The sequence below is a fragment of the Geodermatophilus bullaregiensis genome, assembly GCF_016907675.1.
In the GTDB taxonomy this organism is placed as follows: domain Bacteria; phylum Actinomycetota; class Actinomycetes; order Mycobacteriales; family Geodermatophilaceae; genus Geodermatophilus; species Geodermatophilus bullaregiensis.
Map to the genome: position 1 here is coordinate 1730946 of NZ_JAFBCJ010000001.1, position 21033 is coordinate 1751978.

Annotated in this window: 20 protein-coding genes; 5 read left to right on the top strand and 15 right to left on the bottom strand. The window is 76.7% G+C overall.

Annotated features, from left to right (window positions below; genetic code table 11):
- Window position 1: 1 nt before the first annotated feature.
- The 11 genes from JOD57_RS08075 to JOD57_RS08125 all read right to left on the bottom strand — a co-directional run bounded on the left by JOD57_RS08075 (window position 2) and on the right by JOD57_RS08125 (window position 12460).
- A complete protein-coding gene (locus JOD57_RS08075) occupies window positions 2–784 on the bottom strand; it encodes a ComF family protein (protein ID WP_307824554.1) in 783 nt (260 codons plus the stop codon).
- Between the two features lie 92 nt (window positions 785–876).
- A complete protein-coding gene (locus tag JOD57_RS08080; RefSeq protein WP_204691400.1) occupies window positions 877–2589 on the bottom strand; it encodes an LpqB family beta-propeller domain-containing protein in 1713 nt (570 codons plus the stop codon).
- Entirely contained in the window at window positions 2586–4337 is a 1752-nt protein-coding gene (mtrB, locus tag JOD57_RS08085) for an MtrAB system histidine kinase MtrB (protein WP_204691401.1), read from the bottom strand. Before mtrB ends, JOD57_RS08080 begins: the two co-directional genes overlap by 4 nt.
- Window positions 4338–4371: 34 nt before the next feature.
- On the bottom strand, window positions 4372–5079 hold the full coding sequence (gene mtrA / locus JOD57_RS08090) for an MtrAB system response regulator MtrA (RefSeq protein ID WP_204691402.1): 708 nt from the start codon (window positions 5077–5079) through the stop codon (window positions 4372–4374).
- Window positions 5080–5274: 195 nt separating this feature from the next.
- Window positions 5275–6759 carry an adenosylhomocysteinase gene (gene ahcY / locus JOD57_RS08095; RefSeq protein WP_204691403.1) on the bottom strand — a complete coding sequence of 495 codons (1485 nt, stop codon included), beginning with the start codon at window positions 6757–6759 and terminating at the stop codon, window positions 5275–5277.
- A 123-nt stretch (window positions 6760–6882) separates the two neighbouring features.
- Window positions 6883–7752, bottom strand: a complete 870-nt coding sequence (locus JOD57_RS08100; RefSeq protein ID WP_307824555.1) for a GmrSD restriction endonuclease domain-containing protein — start codon at window positions 7750–7752, stop codon at window positions 6883–6885.
- A 109-nt stretch (window positions 7753–7861) separates the two neighbouring features.
- Complete coding sequence (manA, locus tag JOD57_RS08105) at window positions 7862–9037, bottom strand: mannose-6-phosphate isomerase, class I (protein WP_204691404.1); 1176 nt, start codon at window positions 9035–9037, stop codon at window positions 7862–7864.
- A 173-nt stretch (window positions 9038–9210) separates the two neighbouring features.
- Window positions 9211–10353 (bottom strand): SIS domain-containing protein, encoded by a 1143-nt coding sequence (locus JOD57_RS08110; RefSeq protein ID WP_204691405.1) that lies wholly within the window; start codon window positions 10351–10353, stop codon window positions 9211–9213.
- A complete protein-coding gene (locus JOD57_RS08115; RefSeq protein ID WP_275582065.1) occupies window positions 10350–10577 on the bottom strand; it encodes a Trm112 family protein in 228 nt (75 codons plus the stop codon). Before JOD57_RS08115 ends, JOD57_RS08110 begins: the two co-directional genes overlap by 4 nt.
- Window positions 10574–11935 carry a phosphomannomutase/phosphoglucomutase gene (locus JOD57_RS08120; RefSeq protein ID WP_204691406.1) on the bottom strand — a complete coding sequence of 454 codons (1362 nt, stop codon included), beginning with the start codon at window positions 11933–11935 and terminating at the stop codon, window positions 10574–10576. The genes JOD57_RS08115 and JOD57_RS08120 overlap by 4 nt, the downstream gene beginning before the upstream one ends.
- A 174-nt stretch (window positions 11936–12109) precedes the next feature.
- Window positions 12110–12460, bottom strand: coding sequence for a DUF3499 domain-containing protein (locus tag JOD57_RS08125; protein ID WP_307824556.1), 351 nt, complete (start codon window positions 12458–12460; stop codon window positions 12110–12112).
- Window positions 12461–12692: 232 nt separating this feature from the next.
- Between JOD57_RS08125 and JOD57_RS08130 the strand changes: the two genes are divergently transcribed.
- Window positions 12693–13160 carry a metallopeptidase family protein gene (locus JOD57_RS08130; RefSeq protein WP_204691408.1) on the top strand — a complete coding sequence of 156 codons (468 nt, stop codon included), beginning with the start codon at window positions 12693–12695 and terminating at the stop codon, window positions 13158–13160.
- Between the two features lie 63 nt (window positions 13161–13223).
- Here JOD57_RS08130 and JOD57_RS08135 read toward each other — a convergent pair whose 3' ends face one another.
- Window positions 13224–14183: a hypothetical protein gene (locus JOD57_RS08135; protein ID WP_204691409.1), complete on the bottom strand. Its 960-nt coding sequence runs from the start codon at window positions 14181–14183 to the stop codon at window positions 13224–13226.
- A gap of 84 nt (window positions 14184–14267) precedes the next feature.
- On the opposite strand from JOD57_RS08135, the gene JOD57_RS08140 reads away from it, so the two are divergent.
- A complete protein-coding gene (locus JOD57_RS08140) occupies window positions 14268–15299 on the top strand; it encodes a hypothetical protein (protein WP_204691410.1) in 1032 nt (343 codons plus the stop codon).
- Here the strand turns inward: JOD57_RS08140 and JOD57_RS08145 are convergent.
- Window positions 15274–16176 carry a hypothetical protein gene (locus JOD57_RS08145; protein WP_204691411.1) on the bottom strand — a complete coding sequence of 301 codons (903 nt, stop codon included), beginning with the start codon at window positions 16174–16176 and terminating at the stop codon, window positions 15274–15276. The two genes, JOD57_RS08140 and JOD57_RS08145, sit on opposite strands and share 26 nt — an antisense overlap.
- A 218-nt stretch (window positions 16177–16394) precedes the next feature.
- Complete coding sequence (locus JOD57_RS08150; protein ID WP_275582066.1) at window positions 16395–16730, bottom strand: WhiB family transcriptional regulator; 336 nt, start codon at window positions 16728–16730, stop codon at window positions 16395–16397.
- 240 nt (window positions 16731–16970) lie between these two features.
- Between JOD57_RS08150 and cofD the strand changes: the two genes are divergently transcribed.
- From cofD to rfbA, 3 genes are read left to right on the top strand one after another with little or no spacing between them, the layout of a single operon-like run.
- Window positions 16971–17930: a 2-phospho-L-lactate transferase gene (gene cofD, locus JOD57_RS08155; protein WP_204691412.1), complete on the top strand. Its 960-nt coding sequence runs from the start codon at window positions 16971–16973 to the stop codon at window positions 17928–17930.
- The gene (locus JOD57_RS08160) at window positions 17927–18982 is read left to right on the top strand and encodes a coenzyme F420-0:L-glutamate ligase (RefSeq protein WP_204691413.1); all 1056 of its coding nucleotides are present in this window, start codon (window positions 17927–17929) and stop codon (window positions 18980–18982) included. The genes cofD and JOD57_RS08160 overlap by 4 nt, the downstream gene beginning before the upstream one ends.
- Before the next feature lie 28 nt (window positions 18983–19010).
- Window positions 19011–19877 carry a glucose-1-phosphate thymidylyltransferase RfbA gene (gene rfbA, locus JOD57_RS08165; protein ID WP_204691414.1) on the top strand — a complete coding sequence of 289 codons (867 nt, stop codon included), beginning with the start codon at window positions 19011–19013 and terminating at the stop codon, window positions 19875–19877.
- 135 nt (window positions 19878–20012) lie between these two features.
- Here rfbA and JOD57_RS08170 read toward each other — a convergent pair whose 3' ends face one another.
- Entirely contained in the window at window positions 20013–21005 is a 993-nt protein-coding gene (locus JOD57_RS08170; protein WP_307824557.1) for a DNA-3-methyladenine glycosylase family protein, read from the bottom strand.
- Window positions 21006–21033 lie beyond the last annotated feature (28 nt).

The window sequence follows — 21033 nt, forward strand, 5'->3', positions numbered from 1 at the left end:
ATCACCGAGAGTGATCGGCACGCGCGCCTGCGACGGGCCAGGTGGGACCGGGGAGACGGCGACCGGGACCTCCTCGGGGCGTGGCAGCGACCACCGCGGCGAGGACCGGCGGGTGACCGTCCGGGCCCGTCCCCGCCAGCGCGGCCGCCGCCTCCGACAGCGTCGCGCCACTGGTGAGCACGTCGTCGACGAGCACCAGCAGCGCGCCCGGCGGTGCCGCGACCCCACGCCGCCGGACGAACGTGCCGGCCAGGTTGGCCCGGCGCTCGGCCACCGAGAGCCCGGTTGAATCGCGCACCCGGCCGGTGCGGGCCAGCAGCGGGGCCGGTCGTGCCGCGACCCCGGCGGCGCCCAGTTCGGCGACGGCGACCGTGACCAGCTCGCGCACGTGGTCGCGGCCGCGGGCCCGCAGCGACGCCCGGCTCGGCGGCACCGGGACCAGCAGCACCGGCCGTGCGGGCACGACCGCGGCGCCGGCGGCGACGGCCAGCGCGAGCGCGGCGCCCAGCGGACCGGCCAGCTCAGCCCGCCCGCGCTCCTTGAACGCGATCACCGCGGCGCGCACCGGGCCGGCGTACGCGCCCGCGGCCACGGTCGGCGGCAGCCCGCGCGGCACCCGGCGCGGGGTGGCCACGCGTGGGGAGCCGAGCGACCCGGCGCAGCGCCGGCAGAACACCGACCCCGGCACGCCGCAGCCTGCGCAGGTGCGCGGCAGCACCAGGTCGGCGAGGGCACCGCCCAGGCCGGGACCGAGGGCGCGCACCCGCGGCTGCCCGGCTCCCACCGGCCCAGCCTGCGGTCCCCGCGGACGCCCGTCCCGCCGGCCGGCGCATCTGTGGACACCGGGAGCGACGGGCGGCCGCAGGCGGCCTCCTGCTACACCGGGAAGAACGGCTCGGTGCCCGGCAGCGGCTGCTGGCCGCGGATGAGCGTGACCCAGGTGCCGCCCGACAGCTGCCACACGGTGGAGTCGGCGCTGACCAGCGGCAGCTGGCTCGGCGCCGCGGCCACCGCCGTGGGCGGGCTGGGCAGCCCGGAGGTGGTCACGTCGGTGAGCCCCCACCCGTCGACGCCGACGACGTAGGGCGCCACGCGCTCCTCGGCGTCGCCGGCCAGCACCATCAGGCTGCCCGCCGTCGGCCAGGCGACGTCGACGACGGAGGTCAGCGCCGGGGCCACCTCGCGCAGGTCGCGCAGCGCCACCGGCCCCTCCCCCGCGCGGACGACGGTGCCGACCAGCAGCACCTCCTCCTCGCCACGCGCGACGACGACGGCGGCGCGGACCCCGTCGGGCGAGAGCTGCAGCGCCGTCGCCCGGCCCTGACCGGTCAGCGTCGGGGCGTTCACCGGCTGGGGCGAACCGCTGGCCGGCACGCGGACCACCGTGCTCTCGTCGCGCACCACCCAGAACTCCGACCGGGTCGCCGCGACCGTCGGCACCGAGAGCCGGCCGCTCCCCAGGATCGGCGCCAGCTCCCCGCCGTAGAGCCCGGCCAGCAGCGTCGTCGTCGCGCCGGTCACGGTCGTGCCGACCATCGAGGTGAGCGCGCTCGTGCGCGGGTCGGCCGACACGGCGGCCGACGTCAGCCCGTAGACGCCCTCCCCGGCCGGGCCGGGAGCGGGCTGGCCGTCGACGGTCATCAGCCGGCCGGCGTCGAGGTAGTGGCCGTCGGCGTCGGCGGGCACCGAGTCGGGGGCGAAGCCGGCCCAGTCGTCGGTGCGCTGCACGGTGGGCACGCCCGCGGCCGACAGCGGCTCGCCGTTGGCGCGGATCTCCACCGAGCTGACGTCGTCGACCTGGTCGAGCGACCACACCAGCTGGGCGCACAGCTCGGCCAGGTCCGCGCCGCCCCGGTCACCCAGGCCGGCGAGGTCGACGGTGGCCCGGGAGCCCGAGACGGTGACCGCCCGGGTGAGCGTGATCCCGTCGAGGGGGTTCAGGACGCCGGCCGCCAGCGCCGGCGAGGGACCCTCCAGCAGCCGCTGCACCAGCGTGGTGGGCTGGGCCTCCCCGATGAGCAGGTAGCGCGGGTCGGGCACCACCCGCTGCCGGGTCGGGTCGACGAAGTAGGCCGCGCGCGCGTCGTAGAGCCGCTCGAAGTCGGGCACGAGCATGAGCAGGCCGTCGGGCGGGTTGGTGATCCGCCACTCGCCGTCGACCTCGGTGAGGACGAACTCGTGGGTGAAGGCCTCCCCCGCCGAGCCGGTGAAGACGCCGCGGGTGTCCACGCTGCCGACCAGGTCGCCGGTCACGAGGACGGTGCCGGTGTCGGTGGTCACCGTCGCGTAGTCGGGTCCGATCAGCGTGATGCCGGCCTCGTCGGACCAGGTCCCGGCGGCCTCGGACGCGAGGTGCTCGCGCGCCACCGGGTGCTGGGCCACGGTGCTGGCCGCGGCGACGACGAAGCTGCGCACGACCTCCTCGGGCGTGGCGTCGGCCGGTGGCTCCACCGGCTCGATGCCCACCGGTCCCGCGGGCCGGGCCGGGGCCTCGGTGATCTGCACCGGCGCGGAGCCGGTGGGCACCGTCGAGCAGGCGGTCAGCAGCACGAGCAGCAGGGCGGCCAGGGCCGGTGGCAGACGCCTCACGGGCGGACCCCCGGCCGGCGCACGATCGTCGGCCGCAGGGGCAGCGGCGAGCTGGTGAGGTCGGTGCCGGCGGTGAGCGGGAGGGTGAGCCGGAACTGCGCGCCCAGCCCGGGCTGGCCCCAGACCTGCAGCCAGCCGCCGTGCAGCCGGGCGTCCTCGAGGCTGATGGACAGGCCCAGGCCGCTGCCGCCCACCGTGCGCACGCGGGACGGGTCGGCCCGCCAGAAGCGGTCGAACACGTGCTGCGCCTCGGCGGAGGTCAGGCCCACCCCGTGGTCGCGGACGGTGACCGCCGCCGCCGTCCGGTTGGCCGCCAGCGTCACCTCGATGGGCCGGCCCGCGCCGTGCTCGACGGCGTTGCCGACCAGGTTGCGCAGGATCCGCTCGACCCGCCGGGCGTCGACCTCGGCGACCACCGGGCCCGGCGGGCAGGTCACCCGCAGCTCGCAGCCGTGCCGCGTGGCCAGCGACGACATCCCGTCGACCACCCGGCCGACCAGCGCCCCGAGGTCGGTGGGCTCCCAGTCGAGGACGGCGGCACCGGCGTCGTAGCGGCTGATCTCCAGCAGGTCCGACAGCAGCCGCTCGAAGCGGTCGAGCTCCTCGTGCAGCAGCTCGGCCGAGCGGGCCACGTGCGGGGGGAAGTCGCCGCGCGACTCGTGCAGCACGTCGGCGGCCATCTGCACCGTCGTCAGCGGGGTGCGCAGCTCGTGGGAGACATCGGAGGTGAACCGCTGCTGCAGCTGGGAGAGCCCCTCGAGCTGGGTGATCTGCCGCTGCAGGCTGTCGGCCATCGCGTTGAAGCTGGTGGCCAGCCGGGCCAGGTCGTCCTCGCCGCGGACGGTCATCCGCTCCTCGAGCTGCCCGTCGGCCAGGCGCTGGGCGGTTCCGGCGGCGCGCCGCACGGGGTCGACGACCAGCCGCGTCACCAGCACGCCGATCCCCGCGACGAACAGGGTCAGGGCGATGCCGCTGATCGCCACGGTGGTGCGGATGAGCGAGAGCGTCTCCCCCTCCTGGTCGAGCGGGAAGGCGTAGTAGAGCTCCAGCCGGCCCGCCGACGAGGTCCCGCCCGGCACCGGGGACCCCACCAGCAGCGTGGGGCGGGGTGTCCCGGAGTCGTTCGGCACCATCGCGTACTGGGCGTACTGCCCCCCGCCCTCGACGCCGGCGCGCAGCGCGCCGGGCAGGGCCGGGTAGATGCCCGGTCGGCTGACGACGGGCGGCCGCTCGGTGTCCCCCGTCCGGTAGACCATGACGACGTCGAAGTCGCCGGCCGAGCCGCCGCGCGTGAGCAGCTGCTGCACCGTGCGGTCGAGCGTGGCCCGCACGCTCGCCGCGTCACCGGCCGCGATGCCCACCACCTCGGTCTGGGCGTAGACCACCCCGGCCTGCGTCTGGTCGATCGCGGCCTGCTGCTTGACCGACAGCAGCTGCGTCCGGATCTGGCTGAACAGCACCAGGCTGACGATCACCACGACCGTGCCGGCCACGACCATCGTGATCGCGCCGATGCGCACGTGCAGCGACGACCGCCAGGCCGACACCGCCTGGGCGGCCAGCCGGCGGGCGTGGATGCGGGTCCGGACCGCCCGGCGGCGCAGGCCGCGTGGCAGCGTGCGCAGGTCCTGGGGCCGGCGCGGGCGCCGGGAGGCGGCCGCCGGGCGGGGAGGCGCGGGTGCCGCGCCGGCGGCGGCACCGTCGACGTCGCCGGCCGGGAGGGCCGGGGCCTCCGGTCGGACGCTCACCGGCGGCCCGTCCTCCCGGTCCCGCCTCGCCCGCTCACGGCGGACCGGCCTTGTAGCCGACGCCGCGGACCGTCAGCACGATCTCCGGCTTCTCCGGGTCGCGCTCGATCTTGGCGCGCAGCCGCTGCACGTGGACGTTGACCAGCCGGGTGTCGGCGGCGTGCCGGTAGCCCCAGACCTGCTCGAGCAGCAGCTCGCGGGTGAACACCTGGCGCGGCTTGCGGGCGAGGGCGACCAGCAGGTCGAACTCCAGCGGCGTCAGCGCGATCGGCGCGCCGTCGCGGGTGACCTGGTGGGCGGGGACGTCGATCTGCACGTCGCCGATGGACAGCGTCTCGGCCTGCCCGGTCTCGCCGCGGCGCAGCTGCGCGCGCACCCGGGCCACCAGCTCCACCGGCTTGAACGGCTTGGTGACGTAGTCGTCGGCGCCGGCCTCCAGCCCCTGGACGACGTCGATCGTGTCGCCCTTGGCGGTGAGCATGACGATCGGGACGGTGGACTGGGTGCGGATGTCCTGGCAGATCTGCAGGCCGTTGCGGCCCGGCAGCATCAGGTCGAGCAGGACGATGTCCGGCCGGGTCTGCTGGAACACCCCGAGCGCGCGGTTGCCGTCGGAGACGAAGGCGGGGTCGTAGCCCTCCCGCCGCAGCACGATGCCGAGCATCTCGGCGAGGGCGGCGTCGTCGTCGACGACCAGGACGCGGCCGCGGCTGGGCCCGTTGTGCGGAGCGGTCGGAGGCACGGACCCATTCTGCGCGACGTGCGCCAGGAAACGGTCCGCCCCGCCCGGGGAGTCCCCCGGGCGGGGCGGACCGTGCACTCCAGGTCCCGGCGGCGCCCCTGCGGGGTCCCGCGCCGAGCCCGGTGGCGTACTGGAACGGCCACCCTCCAGGGTCCCGCGCCGAGCCTGCGAGGCGTGGGGGGAAGGGTGGTCCTCTCAGTAGCGGTAGTGCTCGCTCTTGAAGGGCCCCTCGACGGGCACGCCGATGTAGTCGGCCTGCACCTTGGTCAGCTCGGTGAGCTTCACGCCGAGCGCGTCGAGGTGCAGCCGGGCCACGTGCTCGTCGAGCTTCTTGGGCAGCACGGTGACCGTGGGCTCCTGGCCCTCGTAGGCCGCGCGGTTGCCCCACAGCTCGATCTGGGCCAGCACCTGGTTGGAGAACGAGGCGCTCATGACGAAACTCGGGTGCCCGGTGGCGTTGCCCAGGTTCAGCAGCCGACCCTCGGAGAGCAGGATGATCGTGTGGCCGTCGGCGAAGCGCCACTCGTCGACCTGCGGCTTGATCGTCGTCCGCGTGATGCCCGGGGTGCGGGCCAGGCCGGCCACGTCGATCTCGTTGTCGAAGTGGCCGATGTTGCCGACGATCGCCTGGTGCTTGGTCTGCCCGAGCTGCTCGGCGGAGATGATGTCGCGGTTGCCGGTCGCGGTGATGATGATGTCGGCCTTGCCGATGACCTCCTCGAGCGTGGTCACCTCGTAGCCGTGCATCGCCGCCTGCAGGGCGTTGATCGGGTCGATCTCGGTGACGATCACGCGGGCGCCCTGGCCGCGCAGCGACTCCGCGCAGCCCTTGCCGACGTCGCCGTAGCCGCAGACCACGGCCACCTTGCCGCCGATCATCACGTCGGTGGCGCGGTTGATGCCGTCGATGAGCGAGTGCCGGCAGCCGTAGAGGTTGTCGAACTTGCTCTTGGTGACCGAGTCGTTGACGTTGATCGCCGGGAACAGCAGCCGGCCGTCGCGGGCGAGCTCGTACAGGCGCATGACGCCGGTGGTGGTCTCCTCCGTGACGCCCTTGATGCCCTGCCCGATGCGGGTCCAGTAGCCGGCGTCGGCGGCCAGGGTGCCGCGCAGGACGTCGAGGATGACGCCGTACTCCTCGGAGTCGGCCTCGGTGGTGTCGGGGACGGCGCCCTCGGCCTCGAAGCGGGTGCCCAGGTGGACCAGCAGGGTGGCGTCGCCGCCGTCGTCGAGCAGCATGTTCGGGCCGACGACGGCGCCGGACTCGTCGCGGAACTCGAACAGGCGCTGGGTGCACCACCAGTAGTCCTCGAGGGACTCGCCCTTCCAGGCGTACACCGGGACGCCGGTGGGCCGCTCGGCCGTGCCGTCGCCGACGACGATCGCGGCGGCCGCGTGGTCCTGGGTGGAGAAGATGTTGCAGCTGACCCAGCGGACGTCGGCGCCCAGCGCCGTCAGCGTCTCGATGAGGACGGCGGTCTGCACGGTCATGTGCAGCGATCCGGCGATGCGGGCGCCGGCCAGCGGCTGCGCGTCGCCGTACTCGGCGCGCAGCGCCACGAGGCCGGGCATCTCGTGCTCGGCGAGGGAGATCTCCTTGCGGCCGAAGCCGGCGAGTGAGAGGTCGGCGACGCGGAAGTCGCCGTCGGTGAGTGCGCGGGTGCCGGTAGAGGCGGTCATGTCGCTCCAGGGTCGACGCCCGCCCGGTCGGGGCGGGTGTGCGGGTCGCTGAGATGAGCGAGCATGCCGAGGCTTCGGCGGGGCTCGTGCCGTCCTCCAGGGTAACGCAGCGGCGCGGAGGTCTCAGCCCTCGCAGCCGACGCCGTCGCCGTCGCGGTCCAGGGCCGCGTTCCACCCGGGGTCGCCCTCCCGGATGGGCGCGGCGCCGGCGGCGCGCACCGCCGCGCAGTCGGCGTAGGGGTCGGCCGGCGCGGCCGGCGTCGCGCTCGGCGGCTCCTGCTGGGCCGGCGAGACGTCCCGGGCGGGCAGCGGCTGGTCCGGGCAGGCGCCGAGCACCGTGGACGCCGCGTCCCGCTCCGCGGTGGTCATCCACAGCCCGTAGCCGAGCTTGACCGCGACCTGGCGGGCCACGTACGCGCAGCGGTAGGAGCGGTTCGGCGGCAGCCAGGTGGCGGCGTCGCCGTCGCCCTTGCCCTGGTTGAGCGGGCCGTCGACGGCGAGCAGGTTGAGCGGGTCGTTGGCGAAGGCGGTGCGCCGGGCGGCGTCCCACCGCTGGGCGCCCTTCTGCCAGGCGTCGGACAGCGCGACGACGTGGTCGATCTGCACCGCCTCGCTGGTGCCCTCCCCGCGGCGGAACTCGATGGTGCGGCCGGAGTACGGGTCGGCGAGGGTGCCGGTGAGGACGACGCAGTCGCGGGTGCCGGGCTGGAACGTCTCGCCGGTGAGGTCGCGGGCCAGGACGTCGTTGCGGGTGTCACAGCCGTTGCGGTCGGTGTCGACCCACCCGTCGCCGAACCGGTCGCGGTCGTAGCCGCTGCGCGGTGCACGGCCGCGGACCTCCACCGAGGCCAGCGCCTCCAGCGCGCTGCCGACGACCGCGGCGGGCGGGACGGCGTCCCCGGCCGACGAGCCGCCGAGCTCCGCGCAGCCGGTGCCGAGCGCGGCGACGAGGCCGAGGGCCAGCGCGTTGGTCAGCGCCGTGCGGAGGGACACGCGCGACGCTACGTCCGCCGTCCCGGGCGTCCCGGCCGCGACACGCGGCCGGAGGGCGGTGCGTCAGCGCGGGACGGTCACGCTGCCCACCCGGCGCCCGCCCCGGGCGTCACCTGACGTTGGTGGTGGCCCGGTACAGGACCGCGGGGCCGCGGGCGGTGACCGGGACCCCGGCCGGGACGAACGCCGACTGCCCCTGCTCCAGCACCAGCTCGCCGTCGGTGCCGGCCAGGACCGCGCGGCCCTCGGCGCACAGCACCACCTGCGGACCCCGGGTGGTGAACGGGCCGGCCTGCTCGTCGAGCTGGGCGCGGGTGAGGTCGAAGTCCTCGACCGGCACGGGGTAGCGCAGCCCCCCGGGACCGAGCACCGGGTGGATCACCGGGATCCGGCCGTCGGAGAAGTCGAGCACCTCGATGAGGGCGGCCAGGTCGACGTGCTTGCTGGTCAGCCCGCCGCGCAGCACGTTGTCCGAGCTGGCCATGACCTCCACGCCGGCGCCGGACAGGTAGGCGTGCAGGTTGCCGGCCGGGAGGAAGACCGCCTCACCGGGCGCCAGCTTGAGGTGGTTGCACATCAGGGAGATGACCACGCCCGGGTCGCCGGGGTAGGCCTCGGCCAGCGTCGCGGCCCACCGGTAGGTGTTGATGAACTCGGGGTCGTGCGCGGCGACGAAACTCGCCGCCCTCTGCGCGACGACCTCGACCAGGTGGGTGCGCCGCATGCCCGAGAGCGCCAGCAGCTGCGGGATCGCCGCCTGCAGGCCGCCACGGGCCAGCGCGGCGATCGTCGGCTTGAGCTCGGGCAGCTGCAGCTTGGCCAGGCAGTGCAGCGACTCCTCGACCGGCCGGAAGCCGCACAGCGCCTCGAAGGTGGTCAGCGCCAGCAGCAGCTCGGGCTTGTGCCAGGGGTCCTTGAAGGTGCGCGCCGGGTCCTCGTGCGGCACCCCGGCCGCCTCCTCGGCGGTGAAGCCGGCCTGGGCCTGCTCCATCGTCGGGTGCGCCTGCAGCGACAGGGGCGTCTCGGCGGCGAGCACCTTCATGAGGAAGGGCAGCCGGGCGCCGAAGCGCTCGACGACGGCCGGGCCGAGCAGCCGCTCGGGCTCCTCCATGATCGCCTTGTCGAGCGGCCGACCGTCAGCCAGGACGCTCGGCTCGTCGGGGTGTGCCCCCATCCACAGCTCGGCGTGCGGGCGCTCGGCCGGACTCGGCCGGCCGAGGAGCTCGGGGATGACGGTGCGGCTGCCCCACGGGTAGAAGCGGACCGCGCTGGTGAGCTGCCACATCGGCACGACGCTACTGGCGAACGGCGCCCAGCTGAACTGTCGGCTCCCTCACCTGGGCGATCACTCCCCCGAAGGGGTCAGGTCCTCCCGCGCCACGGCGGTGTGGTCGCGCCGGACGGCGACCGTCGCGGCCACGGTGGCCCGTCGGGACCCGGGTGCGCCGCGCTCCGCGCTCACCTGTCCAGGGCCCGCTCCTGGTCCAGGGCCAGCGCCAGGTAGAGGGCGCTGAAGTCGGCCACCGCCAGCTGCCGCGCCAGGCGGGGCAGCCGGCCGTGGCGCTCGGGGTCACCGTGCTCGGCCAGCCCGCTGACCGGGACGTTGCCCGCCGTGGCGGTGCGGAGCACCTCGGCCATCGCCTCGGACGCCGACCGGGGTTCGCGCTCGCCCTCGCCGTCGTGGTGGGCGGCGTCGGTGTCCCGGATGGTGATCAGCCGCAGCCGGCGGCCGGCGTCGTCGGTGCGGTCGCGGAAGAAGTCGTCGGAGTCGTGCGGGGCCAGCGGCCCGCGGAGCACGGCGCGGGCGGCCACCCGCTGGTCGGGCAGCCGGAAGCCGCTGGTGGGCAGGCCGGCGAGGGTGGCCAGCTGGTCGGCGAAGCGGGTGGCCGCGGTGCCGGCCAGCGGCCCCTCCGCCACGATCACCGGCAGCGCGTCGAGCAGCTCCAGCGCCAGCGTCTTGGCCGGGTTGACGAAGGACTCCCGCGCCGGCCCGCACTCGGCGGCGACCTCGTCGAGGGCCGCGGCGACGGCCTCGCAGTCGGCGGTGGCCTGGGCGACCAGGCCGAGGTCGGTGGCCAGCCGCAGCAGCGGGGTCAGCAGCGACCACAGCGTGGTCTGGCGGACCCGCGAGCGCGGCAGCGGGACGTAGGGCATCCGCGCCGTCGAGCAGGCCGCCCGCAGCGGGGCGTCCTCGGCGCCGATGCCGAGCAGCGACACACCGCGGCGGGCGGCCTCGTAGGCCGGGGCCACCGCGTACGCGCCGGCGCCGGTCCGGGTGGTGACGACGGCGATGTCGGTGGGGCCGGTCCACACGGGCAGGTCGGGCCCCGGGACGACGTCGACGGTGACCGGGCTCGACGGGCCCAGCAGCGCCCGCAGCACCGAGGCGGCCACCGCGCCCTCGCGCCGGGCCACGATGACCAGCCCGCGCGGGCGGCCGCCGGAGGTGACCCGGTCCAGGCCCGCCTCGTCGGTGAGCCGGGACGTCTCGCGCACCTGGGCGCCCGCGCCGGCGACGGCCGGGAGCAGGCCGCGCGGGTCGCGGGCGCGCAGCACGTCGAGGTCGTCGAGGACCTCCTCGGCCAGCTCGGGCGAGGTCACGGCGCCGCCGTCCCCCGGCCGTCCCGGTGCCGCGCCTCGTCCAGCAGCAGCACCGGGATGCCGTCGCGGACGGGGAAGGCGCGGTCGCAGGTTGTGCAGAGCAGCTCGCCGGCCGCCTCGTCGACGGTCAGCGGGCTGTGGTGCGTGTCGGGGCAGGCGAGGATCTCCAGCAGCGCCGGGTCCAGGCCCAGCGGCCCCCGCGTCTGCTCCTGCGGCGTGCTCATGCGCGCACCATCTCCAGCACCCGGTCCCTCAGCCGTTCCATCCGCGCCCGGTCGGGCGCCTCCACGTTGAGCCGCAGCAGCGGCTCGGTGTTGCTGGCCCGCAGGTTGAACCACGAGCCGTCGGGCAGGTCGACGGTCAGCCCGTCCATCTCGTCGAACGTGGCGCCCTCGGCCTCGAAGGTCTCCCGGACCGCGGCGGTGCGCCCGGCGGCGTCGTCGACGGTCGAGTTGACCTCGCCGGAGGCGGCGTAGCGGCTGTAGGCGGCGGTCAGCTCCGACAGCGGCCGGCCCTGCTCGCCGAGGGCGGCCAGCACGTGCATGGCGGCCAGCATCCCGGTGTCGGCGCGCCAGAAGTCGCGGAAGTAGTAGTGCGCCGAGTGCTCGCCGCCGAAGACGGCGTCGGTGCGGGCCATCTCGGCCTTGATGAACGAGTGCCCGACGCGCGTGCGCACCGGCTGCCCGCCGTGCTCGCGGACGATCTCGGGCACCGACCGGGAGGTGATCAGGTTGTGGATGACCGTCGTCCCCCGGCCCTTGGCCAGCTCGCGGACGGCGACCAGCGCGGTGACCGCCGACGGGCTCACCGGCTCGCCGCGCTCGTCGACGACGAACACCCGGTCGGCGTCGCCGTCGAAGGCCAGGCCGATGTCGGCGCCCTCGCGGACGACGGCCTCCTGCAGGTCGACCAGGTTGGCCGGGTCCAGCGGGTTGGCCTCGTGGTTGGGGAAGGTCCCGTCCAGCTCGAAGTACAGCGGGACGACGTCGAGCGGCAGGCCGGCCAGCACCACCGGCACCGTGTGCCCGCCCATGCCGTTGCCGGCGTCGACGACCACGCGCAGCGGGCGGCTGCCGGAGAGGTCGACCAGCGAGCGCAGGTGCTCGGCGTAGGCCGTCAGCAGGTCGCGCTGGGTCACCTCGGCGGTGCGCGCGGGCACCCGCTCGTAGGTGTCCCGCTCGGCCCACTCGCGGACCGTGGCCAGCCCCGACTCCTGCCCGACCGGGGCGGCGCCGGCGCGGCAGAGCTTGATGCCGTTGTACTGCGCCGGGTTGTGGCTGGCCGTGAACATGGCCCCGGGCACGTCGAGCGACCCGGCGGCGAAGTAGAGCAGGTCGGTGGAGCCCAGCCCGGCCTCGACGACGTCGACGCCGCGGGAGAGCACCCCCTGGGCGAAGGCCCGCGACAGCGGCACCGACGAGGGACGCATGTCGTGGGCGGTGACGACGGCCGTCGCGCCGCTCTCGGTGGCCACGAGTTCGGCGAACGCGGCGCCGATGCGCCGCGCGTCGTCCTCGTCCCACTGGTCGGGGACGACGCCCCGGACGTCGTAGGCCTTGATGATCGCCGACAGGTCCGCCACTGCCCACCCTCGTCTGGACTGCCCGGCCGCTCCTCGGCGGCCGGTGCCGGACGACCCTAACGGCGGGCGTGCGAGGGCGGCACGGCGGCGCGGACGGCGGCTCCCCCGAGGGGGTGGCCCGCTGCGGGACCCGCCGCGGGCGTGCGGGCGGTGAGGGGCAGCGGGGTCGTCGCGTCAGGTGATGTCGGGCAGGACCCGGAGGTGACCGCGGCGGGTGCCGCGGCCGTCGTCGGCCGGGGGCCGCGGGGGCTCGGGGCGGGCCGCCTCGCGGACGGCGTCGGCGAGCGCGAGCAGGTCGTCACCGGTCGGGCCGGAGTCCTCGACGTCGATCTCGTGCCGGACGACCTCCCAGCCGCGCGGCACGGTCAGCCGCTCGGCGTGGAACTCGCAGAGGTCGTAGCTGTGCGGCTCGGAGAACGTGGCCAGCGGGCCGACGACAGCGGTCGACTCGGCGTAGACGTAGGTCAGTGTCGCCGCCGCCGGTTGCGCGCAGCCGCTGCGCGAGCAGCGACGTGACTGCCTCACCACCGGTTCCTCACGCAGGGCACAGTAGCCGCGTTCCCCGGCTCCCGGCGACAGGCGCACCGGTCCGGCGCCCCTCCGTCCCCACCGTCCCCATCCATCCAACCCGACGTCCCCGGGCACTCCGGCACCGGGTGCGCCGGGCCGCGTCGGTCCGGCACCGGCCGGGGCCCGGCGGGTGGTGCGGCGCGGGTGCGCTGCCCGCGATCCCGGCGCGCCGTACGCTCGCCCCGCCATGAGCCGACCCGACCGCCGCTCCCCGACCTCACGCCGCGACCGGCACGGCCGCGGTCTGCGCGGGCGGCTGGTGCCCGGCGACGTCCCGCTCTCGCGCAGCCGCGCCGAGCAGTTCGACGACCTCGTGCTCGACGCCGTCGAGGACCTCGAGCGCCGCTGGGAGCGGGAGCTGGCCGGTGTCGAGTTCGCCGTCGAGGACGTGCCGTGGGTCGACCACACGGACCCCGACGAGGTGGTGCTCGACCCCGACGTCCTCGACGACGGCACGGTGCCGCTGGCCCGGGTGCTGCCGGCGCACCGCGAGGACGGCCGGGAGGTGCCGGCGCGGATCGTCGTGTACCGGCGGCCGCTGGAGATCCGGGCGCACGACCGCGACGACCTCGCCGACCTGGTCCGCGACGTCGTCGTCGACCAGGTGGCGGTGCTGCTGGGCCGCGATCCGGAGGAGATCGACCCCACCGCCTGAGAGCGGCCCCCTCGCCCCCCACCGTTCGCAGGCTCGCGGCGGGGCCCCTGCGAGCGGGCCTGCTCAGCGCTCGGGCGGGACGACCGGGCTGCCGAGCTCGGCAGCCATCGCCCGCGCCTCGTCCAGCCGCGCGCGGGCGAAGGCGGTGTCGAGGCCGTCGCCGCGGTCGGACCGGGTCAGCCGGGCGACCAGCTGCTCCAGGGCGACGGCGTGCCAGAGCAGGCCGACGTCGGGCTCCTCCCACCCGGCGGTGCGGGCGAGCACGACCTCGCCGATCCGGCCGCGGTCCTCGGCGTCGGGCGTGGTGGCCCACAGCGTCAGCAGGTCGCGGTGCCGGGGCGCGGGGCGGACGCCGGACCACTCGAGGACCACCAGCCGCTCCTCCGGGTCGGCGCCGGTCGTCTCGGGCGCGCGGGAGTCGACCACCGCGTTGGCCGCGCGCAGGTCGCCGTGGCCGGCCTCGGACAGCGGCAGCTGCGCCGCGGCGGCGCGCACCGCACGCAGCTCGGCCAGGCGCACCCCGCCGCGCAGCAGCCGGCCGGCGTCGCCCACCGAGGCCCGCACCCGGCGCAGTGCCGGGCCCGCGGGCGGCGACCAGGGCTGCCCGGGCGGCACCGGAAGCGGCGCGATCCGCACCGCGGCCTCGACGGCGGACGCCGTCCACCGCGGACCACCGGAGGGGCCCGGGTGCACCCGCCGGGACAGCAGCCAGCGGCCGTCGTCGGCGGCGGCCAGCACCTCGGGGACGCCGACCTGCCGCTCCTCGGCCCAGCGCCGGCCGCGCAGCTCGGCGCGCAGCCGGCGGCGGCCGCTCTCCGTGACGGCGAGGTCGAGGACCCGGTCGGCGAGCACGCCCTGCACCACGCCGAGCCGCGCGGTGTGGTCGGTGACCGCGACGACCGGCCGGTCGACGCCGAGCTCGGCCAGCAGCGCGGCGACCCGCTCGCGCATCCCCGGCGACGCCGCTCCCGGCGCCGTCCCCGGCGGCGTCCCCGACGCCCCTCCCGATGCGCTCCCGGCCACCCCGGGATGGTGGCAGGAGGCCCGGCCGGCCGCACGGAGTGCGCCTGCGGCCGGGCCGGGCCACCCCCTGCGATGCTGGCGGGGATGGACTCCCCCGCGCCGGTCGCCGCCTGGGTGGTGCTCGGCGTGGCGCTGCTGGCGCTGGCCGTCGTCGTCGCGGGGCTGGTGCTGACCCGGCCGCACCCCCCGGCGGAGGACCCGGACACCGGCCCCGCGGAGCCGTCCGCGGCACCCGGGCGCCCGGCCGGCCCGCACTGGGCGCAGGACGACCTGCCCGGCTTCGCCGCGGCCCCACCGGGCACCCCGCCGGTCCCGGGGGACGACGACGCGGCGGCGGCCGCGCCGGGACCACCGCTCCCGGCCGGACCGTCGCTGCCGGACCCCGCGCCCCGGGCGGTGGCGGGCCTGACCGCCGCGGCGCTGGCGCTCGTCGCCGGGCTGGCCGGTGTCTCCCTCGCGACCGGGGACGGCGACCCGGACGGGGGCCAGGACGGGGGCCTGGACCCGCCGGCCGCGACCGCGACCGTCCCGGCTCCGTCCCCACCCGCGCCCCGGCCGCCCGACCTGCCCGCCGTGCCGGCCGACCCGCTGCCCGGTGAGCAGGGTGCCGGGGTGCTGGCGACGCGATCGGTGCCGCTGGGCGAGGACGGCGTCACCGCCCGGCTCACCCTGGACGGGCTCGTGCTCGAGCAGCGGGCGGTCGGGGTGAGCGTCACCTACGCGACGGTCAGCGCCACCGTCGGCGGGGACGGGACCGCCCTGGCACACCTGCGGCTGCCCACCTGGAACTGCCTGGGCACCACCGCGCCGGCCGACCCCGCGGGGGCCGGCTGCACCCCGACCGGCGTCGAGTACGCCGACCTGCCCACGCCGGCGCTGGCCGTGACCCGGGACGGCGACGCCCTGCGGCTGACCGGGCGCTTCCCCACCTACACCCGCCTCAACGGGACGCCGCCGGCCTACACCGGGCGGGTCTACCCGCTGACCGTGCTCGTCGCCCCGGCGGCGGCGCCGCGGGACGGCGAGGCGCCCGCCGAGGGCGCGCTGGTCCTGGGCACCGGGCGGGCCGGCACCGTCGGCGACCGCACGCTCAGCCGGATCCGCGTCGCCGGCTGACCGGTCGCGCCGGCAGCCGGCCGGCCGTGCGGTCGAGGACCCCGCGCAGGACCCGGCCGCGGCCGCCGACCGCGAACCCCACCGACGGTGCGCCCGCCGCGCCGTCCAGCCCGCCGACGCGGGACCAGCCCCACCACGGCAGCCGGTCCTCACCGTCGAGCAGCGTCAGCAGCCCCGCGCACAGCCGGCCGCCCTCGGAGAGCGTGGCCACCTCGACCCGGCCGAGCGCGGCGTGCAGGCGGGCGGCGGCGCGGACGTGGTCGCGCACCCGGGCGCTCCGCTCCCCCGCCAGCAGCGCGGGCAGCACCCGGTCGAGGTCGCGGGCGTCGCGGCTGCGCACGACCGGGGCCCCGGGGACGTCGTCGAGGGCGTCGACCAGGCGGGTGGTGCGCGCGGTCGCCATCCGCGCGTCCGGCCGCAGCCGGCCCAGCGCCCGCACGGTGGGGTCGCCCATCGGCAGTCCGGCCAGCCGCAGCCGCCAGGGCCGGCGCAGGGCGGTGAGGGCGCCGAGGACCCCGGCGGCCAGCCGTTCCGCGGCGTCCTCGTCCCGCGCCAGCAGCCGGGCCGGCGGCCGCCCGCCGGGCACCGGCAGTCCGTCGCCGAGCAGCGTGGCGGTGACCGCCGGGCCGGCCGTGGCCAGCGCCAGCAGCGCGAGCGCGTCGGGCCGGCCGGACCGGTGCGGTCCCACGACGACGGCCACCGGCACCAGCCGCGGTCGGCGGTGCACCGACTGCACCGAGAGCACGGTGGTCAGCCACGGGGCGCCGGCCGTGACCGGGACGGCGAGGGCGCGGCCCAGCGGGACGGCGGCCCGGACCTCGCCGGCGACGCGCGCCCGGCCGAGGACGACCCGCGTGCCCCTGTCGCCGTCGGTCACCGGGCCATCCGACCACACGCACCGCGGACCGTCGGGCCGTGCCCGGGGACACCGCAGCCCCCGGCGGCGGACCGTCGGGGGCTGCGGGAGTGGACTCGTGGGGGGCGCGTCGCACGTCGGTGTGTCGGACCTGGCCCGTCGATCCCGTCCGGGGAGGACGGCCTCCCTGCAGGGTCCCGCCGCGAGCTCGCGAGTGGCGGGGAGGACGGGGTCCTCTCTCAGATGGCGCGGCGGCGCAGGCGGCGGCGCTCACGCTCCGACAGGCCGCCCCAGATGCCGAACCGCTCGTCGTTGGCCAGCGCGTACTCGAGGCACTGGGCCTTGACCTCGCAGCCGGTGCAGATCTTCTTGGCCTCGCGGGTCGAGCCGCCCTTCTCCGGGAAGAACGCCTCGGGGTCGGTCTCGGCGCACAGCGCCTGCTCCTGCCACGACTGCGCGTCGTCCTGCAGGACCGTGCCGAGCAGCCCCATCAACCCCTGGTCGGGCATCCCGACGCTCCGGGGAGCCCGCTCCGTCGCGCTGACGTAGTCACTCAGCCACGAGACCTCTGCCATGACGATGCGTCCCCTTCGCTGTCGTCCTCGGGCGCGGGTCCCCGGGGCTGCCCCGGGCGTTCACCGCGCCTCGCACCGGTCGGAATTACACGCGTGTCGTTGGCCGAGCGTCAACTCAGCCCGGTGTAGGCACCCGACCACACGCGCCCCACCTGTCACCCCGCGTTCGTCACATCTCGTGGTGCTACCCGACACGCCCGGCTAACAGTGGACAACTGCCCATCGGGCACGATGACTTTCGTGGAGATCGTCGTCCTCGCCGGAGGTGTCGGAGGGGCCCGTTTCCTGACCGGTCTGCGGGCGGTGGCACCGCCGTCGTCGATCACCGCGGTGGTCAACACCGGCGACGACGTGACCCTCCACGGGCTGCGCATCTGCCCCGACCTGGACACCGTCGTCTACACCCTCGGCGGCGGCATCGACCCCGCGCGCGGGTGGGGCCGGGCGCACGAGACCTGGACGGTCAAGGAGGAGCTGGCCGCCTACGGCGCCGACCCGGCCTGGTTCGGCCTGGGCGACCGCGACCTGGCCACCCACCTGATCCGCACCCGGATGCTCGACGCCGGCTACCCGCTCTCCGACGTCACCGCCGCGCTGGCCGACCGCTGGCAGCCGGGCGTGACCGTGCTGCCGATGAGCGACCAGCGGGTCGAGACGCACGTCGTCGTCGACGACCCCGAGACCGGCCGCCGCGGCGCGATCCACTTCCAGGAGTGGTGGGTGCGCCACCGGGCCGAGCCGCAGCCGCACGCGTTCGTCCAGGTCGGCGCGGAGCGCGCCCGCCCGGCTCCCGGGGTGACCGAGGCGCTGGCCCGCGCCGACGCGGTCGTGCTCGCCCCGTCGAACCCGGTCGTGTCGATCGGCACGATCCTCGGCGTCCCCGGCCTGCGCGACGCGCTGCGCGCCACCCCCGGACGCGTCGTCGGCGTCTCCCCGGTCGTCGGCGGCGAGGTGGTGCGCGGCATGGCCGACCGCTGCCTGCCGGTGCTGGGGGTCGAGGTCAGCGCCGAGGGCGTGGGGCGCCACTACGGCGCCCGGTCCGACGGCGGGCTGCTCGACGCCTGGCTGGTGCACACCGGTGACCCCGCGCAGGTGCCCGGCGTCGACGTCCGCGCCGTGCCGCTGCTCATGAGCTCGCCCGAGGCCACCGCGGAGATGGCCCGGGCCGCGCTGGACGCGGCGGGGGTCCCGGCCGGATGACCGGGCCACCGGAGGGCCTCGCCGTCCTCCCCGTGCGGGGACTGCCGGAGTTCTCCCCCGGCGACGACCTCGGCGCCGCGATCGCCGGCGCGGCGCCCTGGCTGGCCGACGGCGACGTCGTCGTCGTGACCTCGAAGGTGGTGTCCAAGGTCGAGGGCCGCGTCGTCCCCGTGCCGCCGGGCGCCGACCGCGAGGCCGTGCGGCAGCGGGCGATCGACGACGAGACGGTGCGGGTGGTGGCCCGCCGCGGGCCGTTGAGGATCGTCGAGACGCGGCACGGGTGGGTCGTCGCCGCCGCCGGGATCGACGCCTCCAACGTGGCCGGGGACAGCCTGGTGCTGCTGCCCGAGGACGCCGACGCCTCGGCCCGCGCGCTGCGGGCGCGGCTGCGGGACCTCCTGGGCGTCTCGGTGGCCGTCGTCGTCAGCGACACCTTCGGCCGCACCTGGCGCGAGGGGCTCACCGATGTCGCGGTCGGGTCGGCGGGCATCCCCGCGCTCGTCGACCACCGCGGCGCGGTCGACCGGTACGGCAACCGGCTGGAGACCACGCAGGTCGCCGTCGTCGACGAGCTCGCCGCGGCCGCCGACCTGGTGAAGGGCAAGCTCGACGGGGTGCCCGTCGCCGTCGTCCGCGGCCTGCCGTACCGGCCGCCGGGCGAGGACGACGGGACGCGGCCGCTGGTGCGCCTGGGCGCCGGCGACCTGTTCCCCTACGGCAGCCGGGACCTGCTGCCCAGCCGCGCGCCGGGCGCCGACCTGGTGCCCCGGCCCGGGGACCGCGAGGCGGTGGCCGAGGCCTTCCGGGTGGCCAGCGCCGCGCTGCCGGAGTTCCCCGTCGTGCTGCGGCACGGCGGCGAGGGCGACGGCGTCGTCGACGTCCACCTGCCGGAGCGGGCCACCACCACCGTGGCGGTCAACCTGGGCGCGCTGCTCGGCGCGGTCATCGTGCAGCTGCACGCGGAGGGCTGGGCGACGCGCTGGGAGCCGGTGGGCACGCCCGGCGGCTCCTCACTCGTCGGGAGGTTGTGGCTCGGCTCGCCCCGGGCCTGAGCGCCGTTCCTCGGTAGGTTCGCCGGTCATGCGGGGGATCATCCTGGCCGGCGGGACGGGCAGCCGCCTGTTCCCGATCACGCAGGCGGTCAGCAAGCAGCTGATGCCGGTCTACGACAAGCCGATGGTCTACTACCCGCTCTCGACGCTCATGATGGCCGGCGTCCGCGAGGTGCTGGTGATCACCACACCCGGCGACCAGGCGGCCTTCCGGGCCCTGCTCGGCGACGGCGCCCGCCTCGGCATGCGGATCGAGTACGCCGTGCAGCCGCGCCCCGAGGGCCTGGCGCAGGCCTTCCTGATCGGCGCGGAGTTCCTCGGCGAGGAGTCGGTGGCGCTGGTCCTCGGCGACAACATCTTCTACGGCGCCGGCCTCGGGACGGCGCTGGGCCGGCTGCCCGAGCCCGACGGCGGGCACGTGTTCGCCTACCACGTGGCCAACCCGGGCGACTACGGCGTCGTGGAGTTCGACGGCGGGGGCCGGGTGCTGTCGATCGAGGAGAAGCCGGCACGGCCGAAGAGCTCCTACGCCGTCCCGGGGCTGTACTTCTACGAGTCCTCGGTGGTCGACGTCGCCCGCGGCATCTCCCCCAGCGCCCGCGGCGAGCTGGAGATCACCGCCGTCAACGAGCACTACCTGCGCCAGGGCCGGCTGACCGTCACCGTCCTCGACCGCGGCACGGCGTGGCTGGACACCGGGACCTTCACCTCGCTGCGCCAGGCGACGGAGTTCGTCTCGGTGGTCGAGGAGCGGCAGGGCCTCAAGATCGGCTGCATCGAGGAGGTCGCCTGGCGGCAGGGCTGGCTCGACGACGACGGCCTGCGCCGCGCCGCCGAACCCCTGGGCAGGAGCGGCTACGGCGACTACCTGCTCGGCCTGCTCGACGGCCGCTGACGGAAGGACCGCTGGGCGGCCACGATCAGGGGACCTGATCATCGCGTGTCCTCCCTCACCGCCCACGGTGCCGGAGGACGCGCTGCGGTGCGGGAGGACGTGCCGCAGCGCGCCGGGGTGCCGGACGGCGGTGCCTCAGATGCGGCGGTAGTTGGTGGGTGCGGTGCGCGGGCCGCGCCGGGGCGGCATCCGACCACCGATCGCCAGCAGCCGGACCACCCGCTGCCGGTGCCCGCGCCACGGCTCGAGCAGCTCCATCATCCCGTCGTCGTCGGTCCTGCGGCCGGCCAGCGACCAGCCCACCAGGTTCTTGAGGTGGTAGTCGCCGTAGCTGACGGTGTCCGGGCAGCCGAAGGTGCGCTGGACGACCTCCGCGGCCGTCCAGACGCCGATGCCGGGCACGGTGCGCAGCCTGCGCTGCAGGGTCGGTGAGTCGCAGTCGACGTCGGGCTCGAGCGCGTGCGCCACCGACGCCACGTGCAGCAGCGCCCGCCGCCGGGCGCCGTCGAGGCCGCACCGGTGCCACTGCCAGTCGGTGATCTCGCGCAGCCGGCGCGGCGAGGGCAGCACCCGCATCCCCTCCGGCGCCGGGCCGGGCGCCGGGTCACCGGCCAGCCGCAGCAGCGCGCGCCAGACGCGGTGCGCCTCGACGACGGTGACCTTCTGCTCCAGGACCGCCGGCACGAGGGCGTCCCAGGTGCGCCCGGTGCGGCTCAGCCGCAGGTCCGGCGCGCGCCGCGCGATCTCGCCGACCAGGCGGTGGTGGCCCGGCTCGAAGCCCTGCGGGTCGTCGTCGGCGCCGAGCCACCCGGGCACCGCCGTCCCCGCCCACTCCGCGCCCGGCCCCCACGCCTGCACCCGAACCTCGCCGCAGCGGTGGGTGATGCGCACCGTGGCCGGCCCGCACGGTGTGGTCGTCGTCCGCCAGACGGCGTCGCCGTCCCACTGCATGGCGGGGTCCCCGGCGCTGCGCTGGTGCGGCCGCAGCACCGCCTTCAGGTCGAGGCACCAGTCCGGCCGCCAGCAGTCGGAGAAGTCCGGGTCGGTCCCCGTGCCCGCCGCGGGACGCGGTGGGGCCGGGTCCGGGGTCGGTGCCGGCGGGGTCGGGGCCGGCGGTGCAGCGGTCACGCGGATCTCCGGGGAAGAGGGAGACGTC

Excerpts from the sequence above, each read along its gene's own strand:
- ahcY (WP_204691403.1), bottom strand. The coding sequence starts at position 6,759 with ATGACCGCCTCTACCGGCACCCGCGCACTCACCGACGGCGACTTCCGC.
- JOD57_RS08160 (WP_204691413.1), top strand. The coding sequence starts at position 17,927 with ATGACCGGGCCACCGGAGGGCCTCGCCGTCCTCCCCGTGCGGGGACTG.
- JOD57_RS08130 (WP_204691408.1), top strand. The coding sequence starts at position 12,693 with ATGAGCCGACCCGACCGCCGCTCCCCGACCTCACGCCGCGACCGGCAC.
- JOD57_RS08140 (WP_204691410.1), top strand. The coding sequence starts at position 14,268 with ATGGACTCCCCCGCGCCGGTCGCCGCCTGGGTGGTGCTCGGCGTGGCG.
- manA (WP_204691404.1), bottom strand. The coding sequence starts at position 9,037 with ATGTGGCAGCTCACCAGCGCGGTCCGCTTCTACCCGTGGGGCAGCCGC.
- rfbA (WP_204691414.1), top strand. The coding sequence starts at position 19,011 with ATGCGGGGGATCATCCTGGCCGGCGGGACGGGCAGCCGCCTGTTCCCG.
- JOD57_RS08115 (WP_275582065.1), bottom strand. The coding sequence starts at position 10,577 with ATGAGCACGCCGCAGGAGCAGACGCGGGGGCCGCTGGGCCTGGACCCG.
- JOD57_RS08150 (WP_275582066.1), bottom strand. The coding sequence starts at position 16,730 with ATGGCAGAGGTCTCGTGGCTGAGTGACTACGTCAGCGCGACGGAGCGG.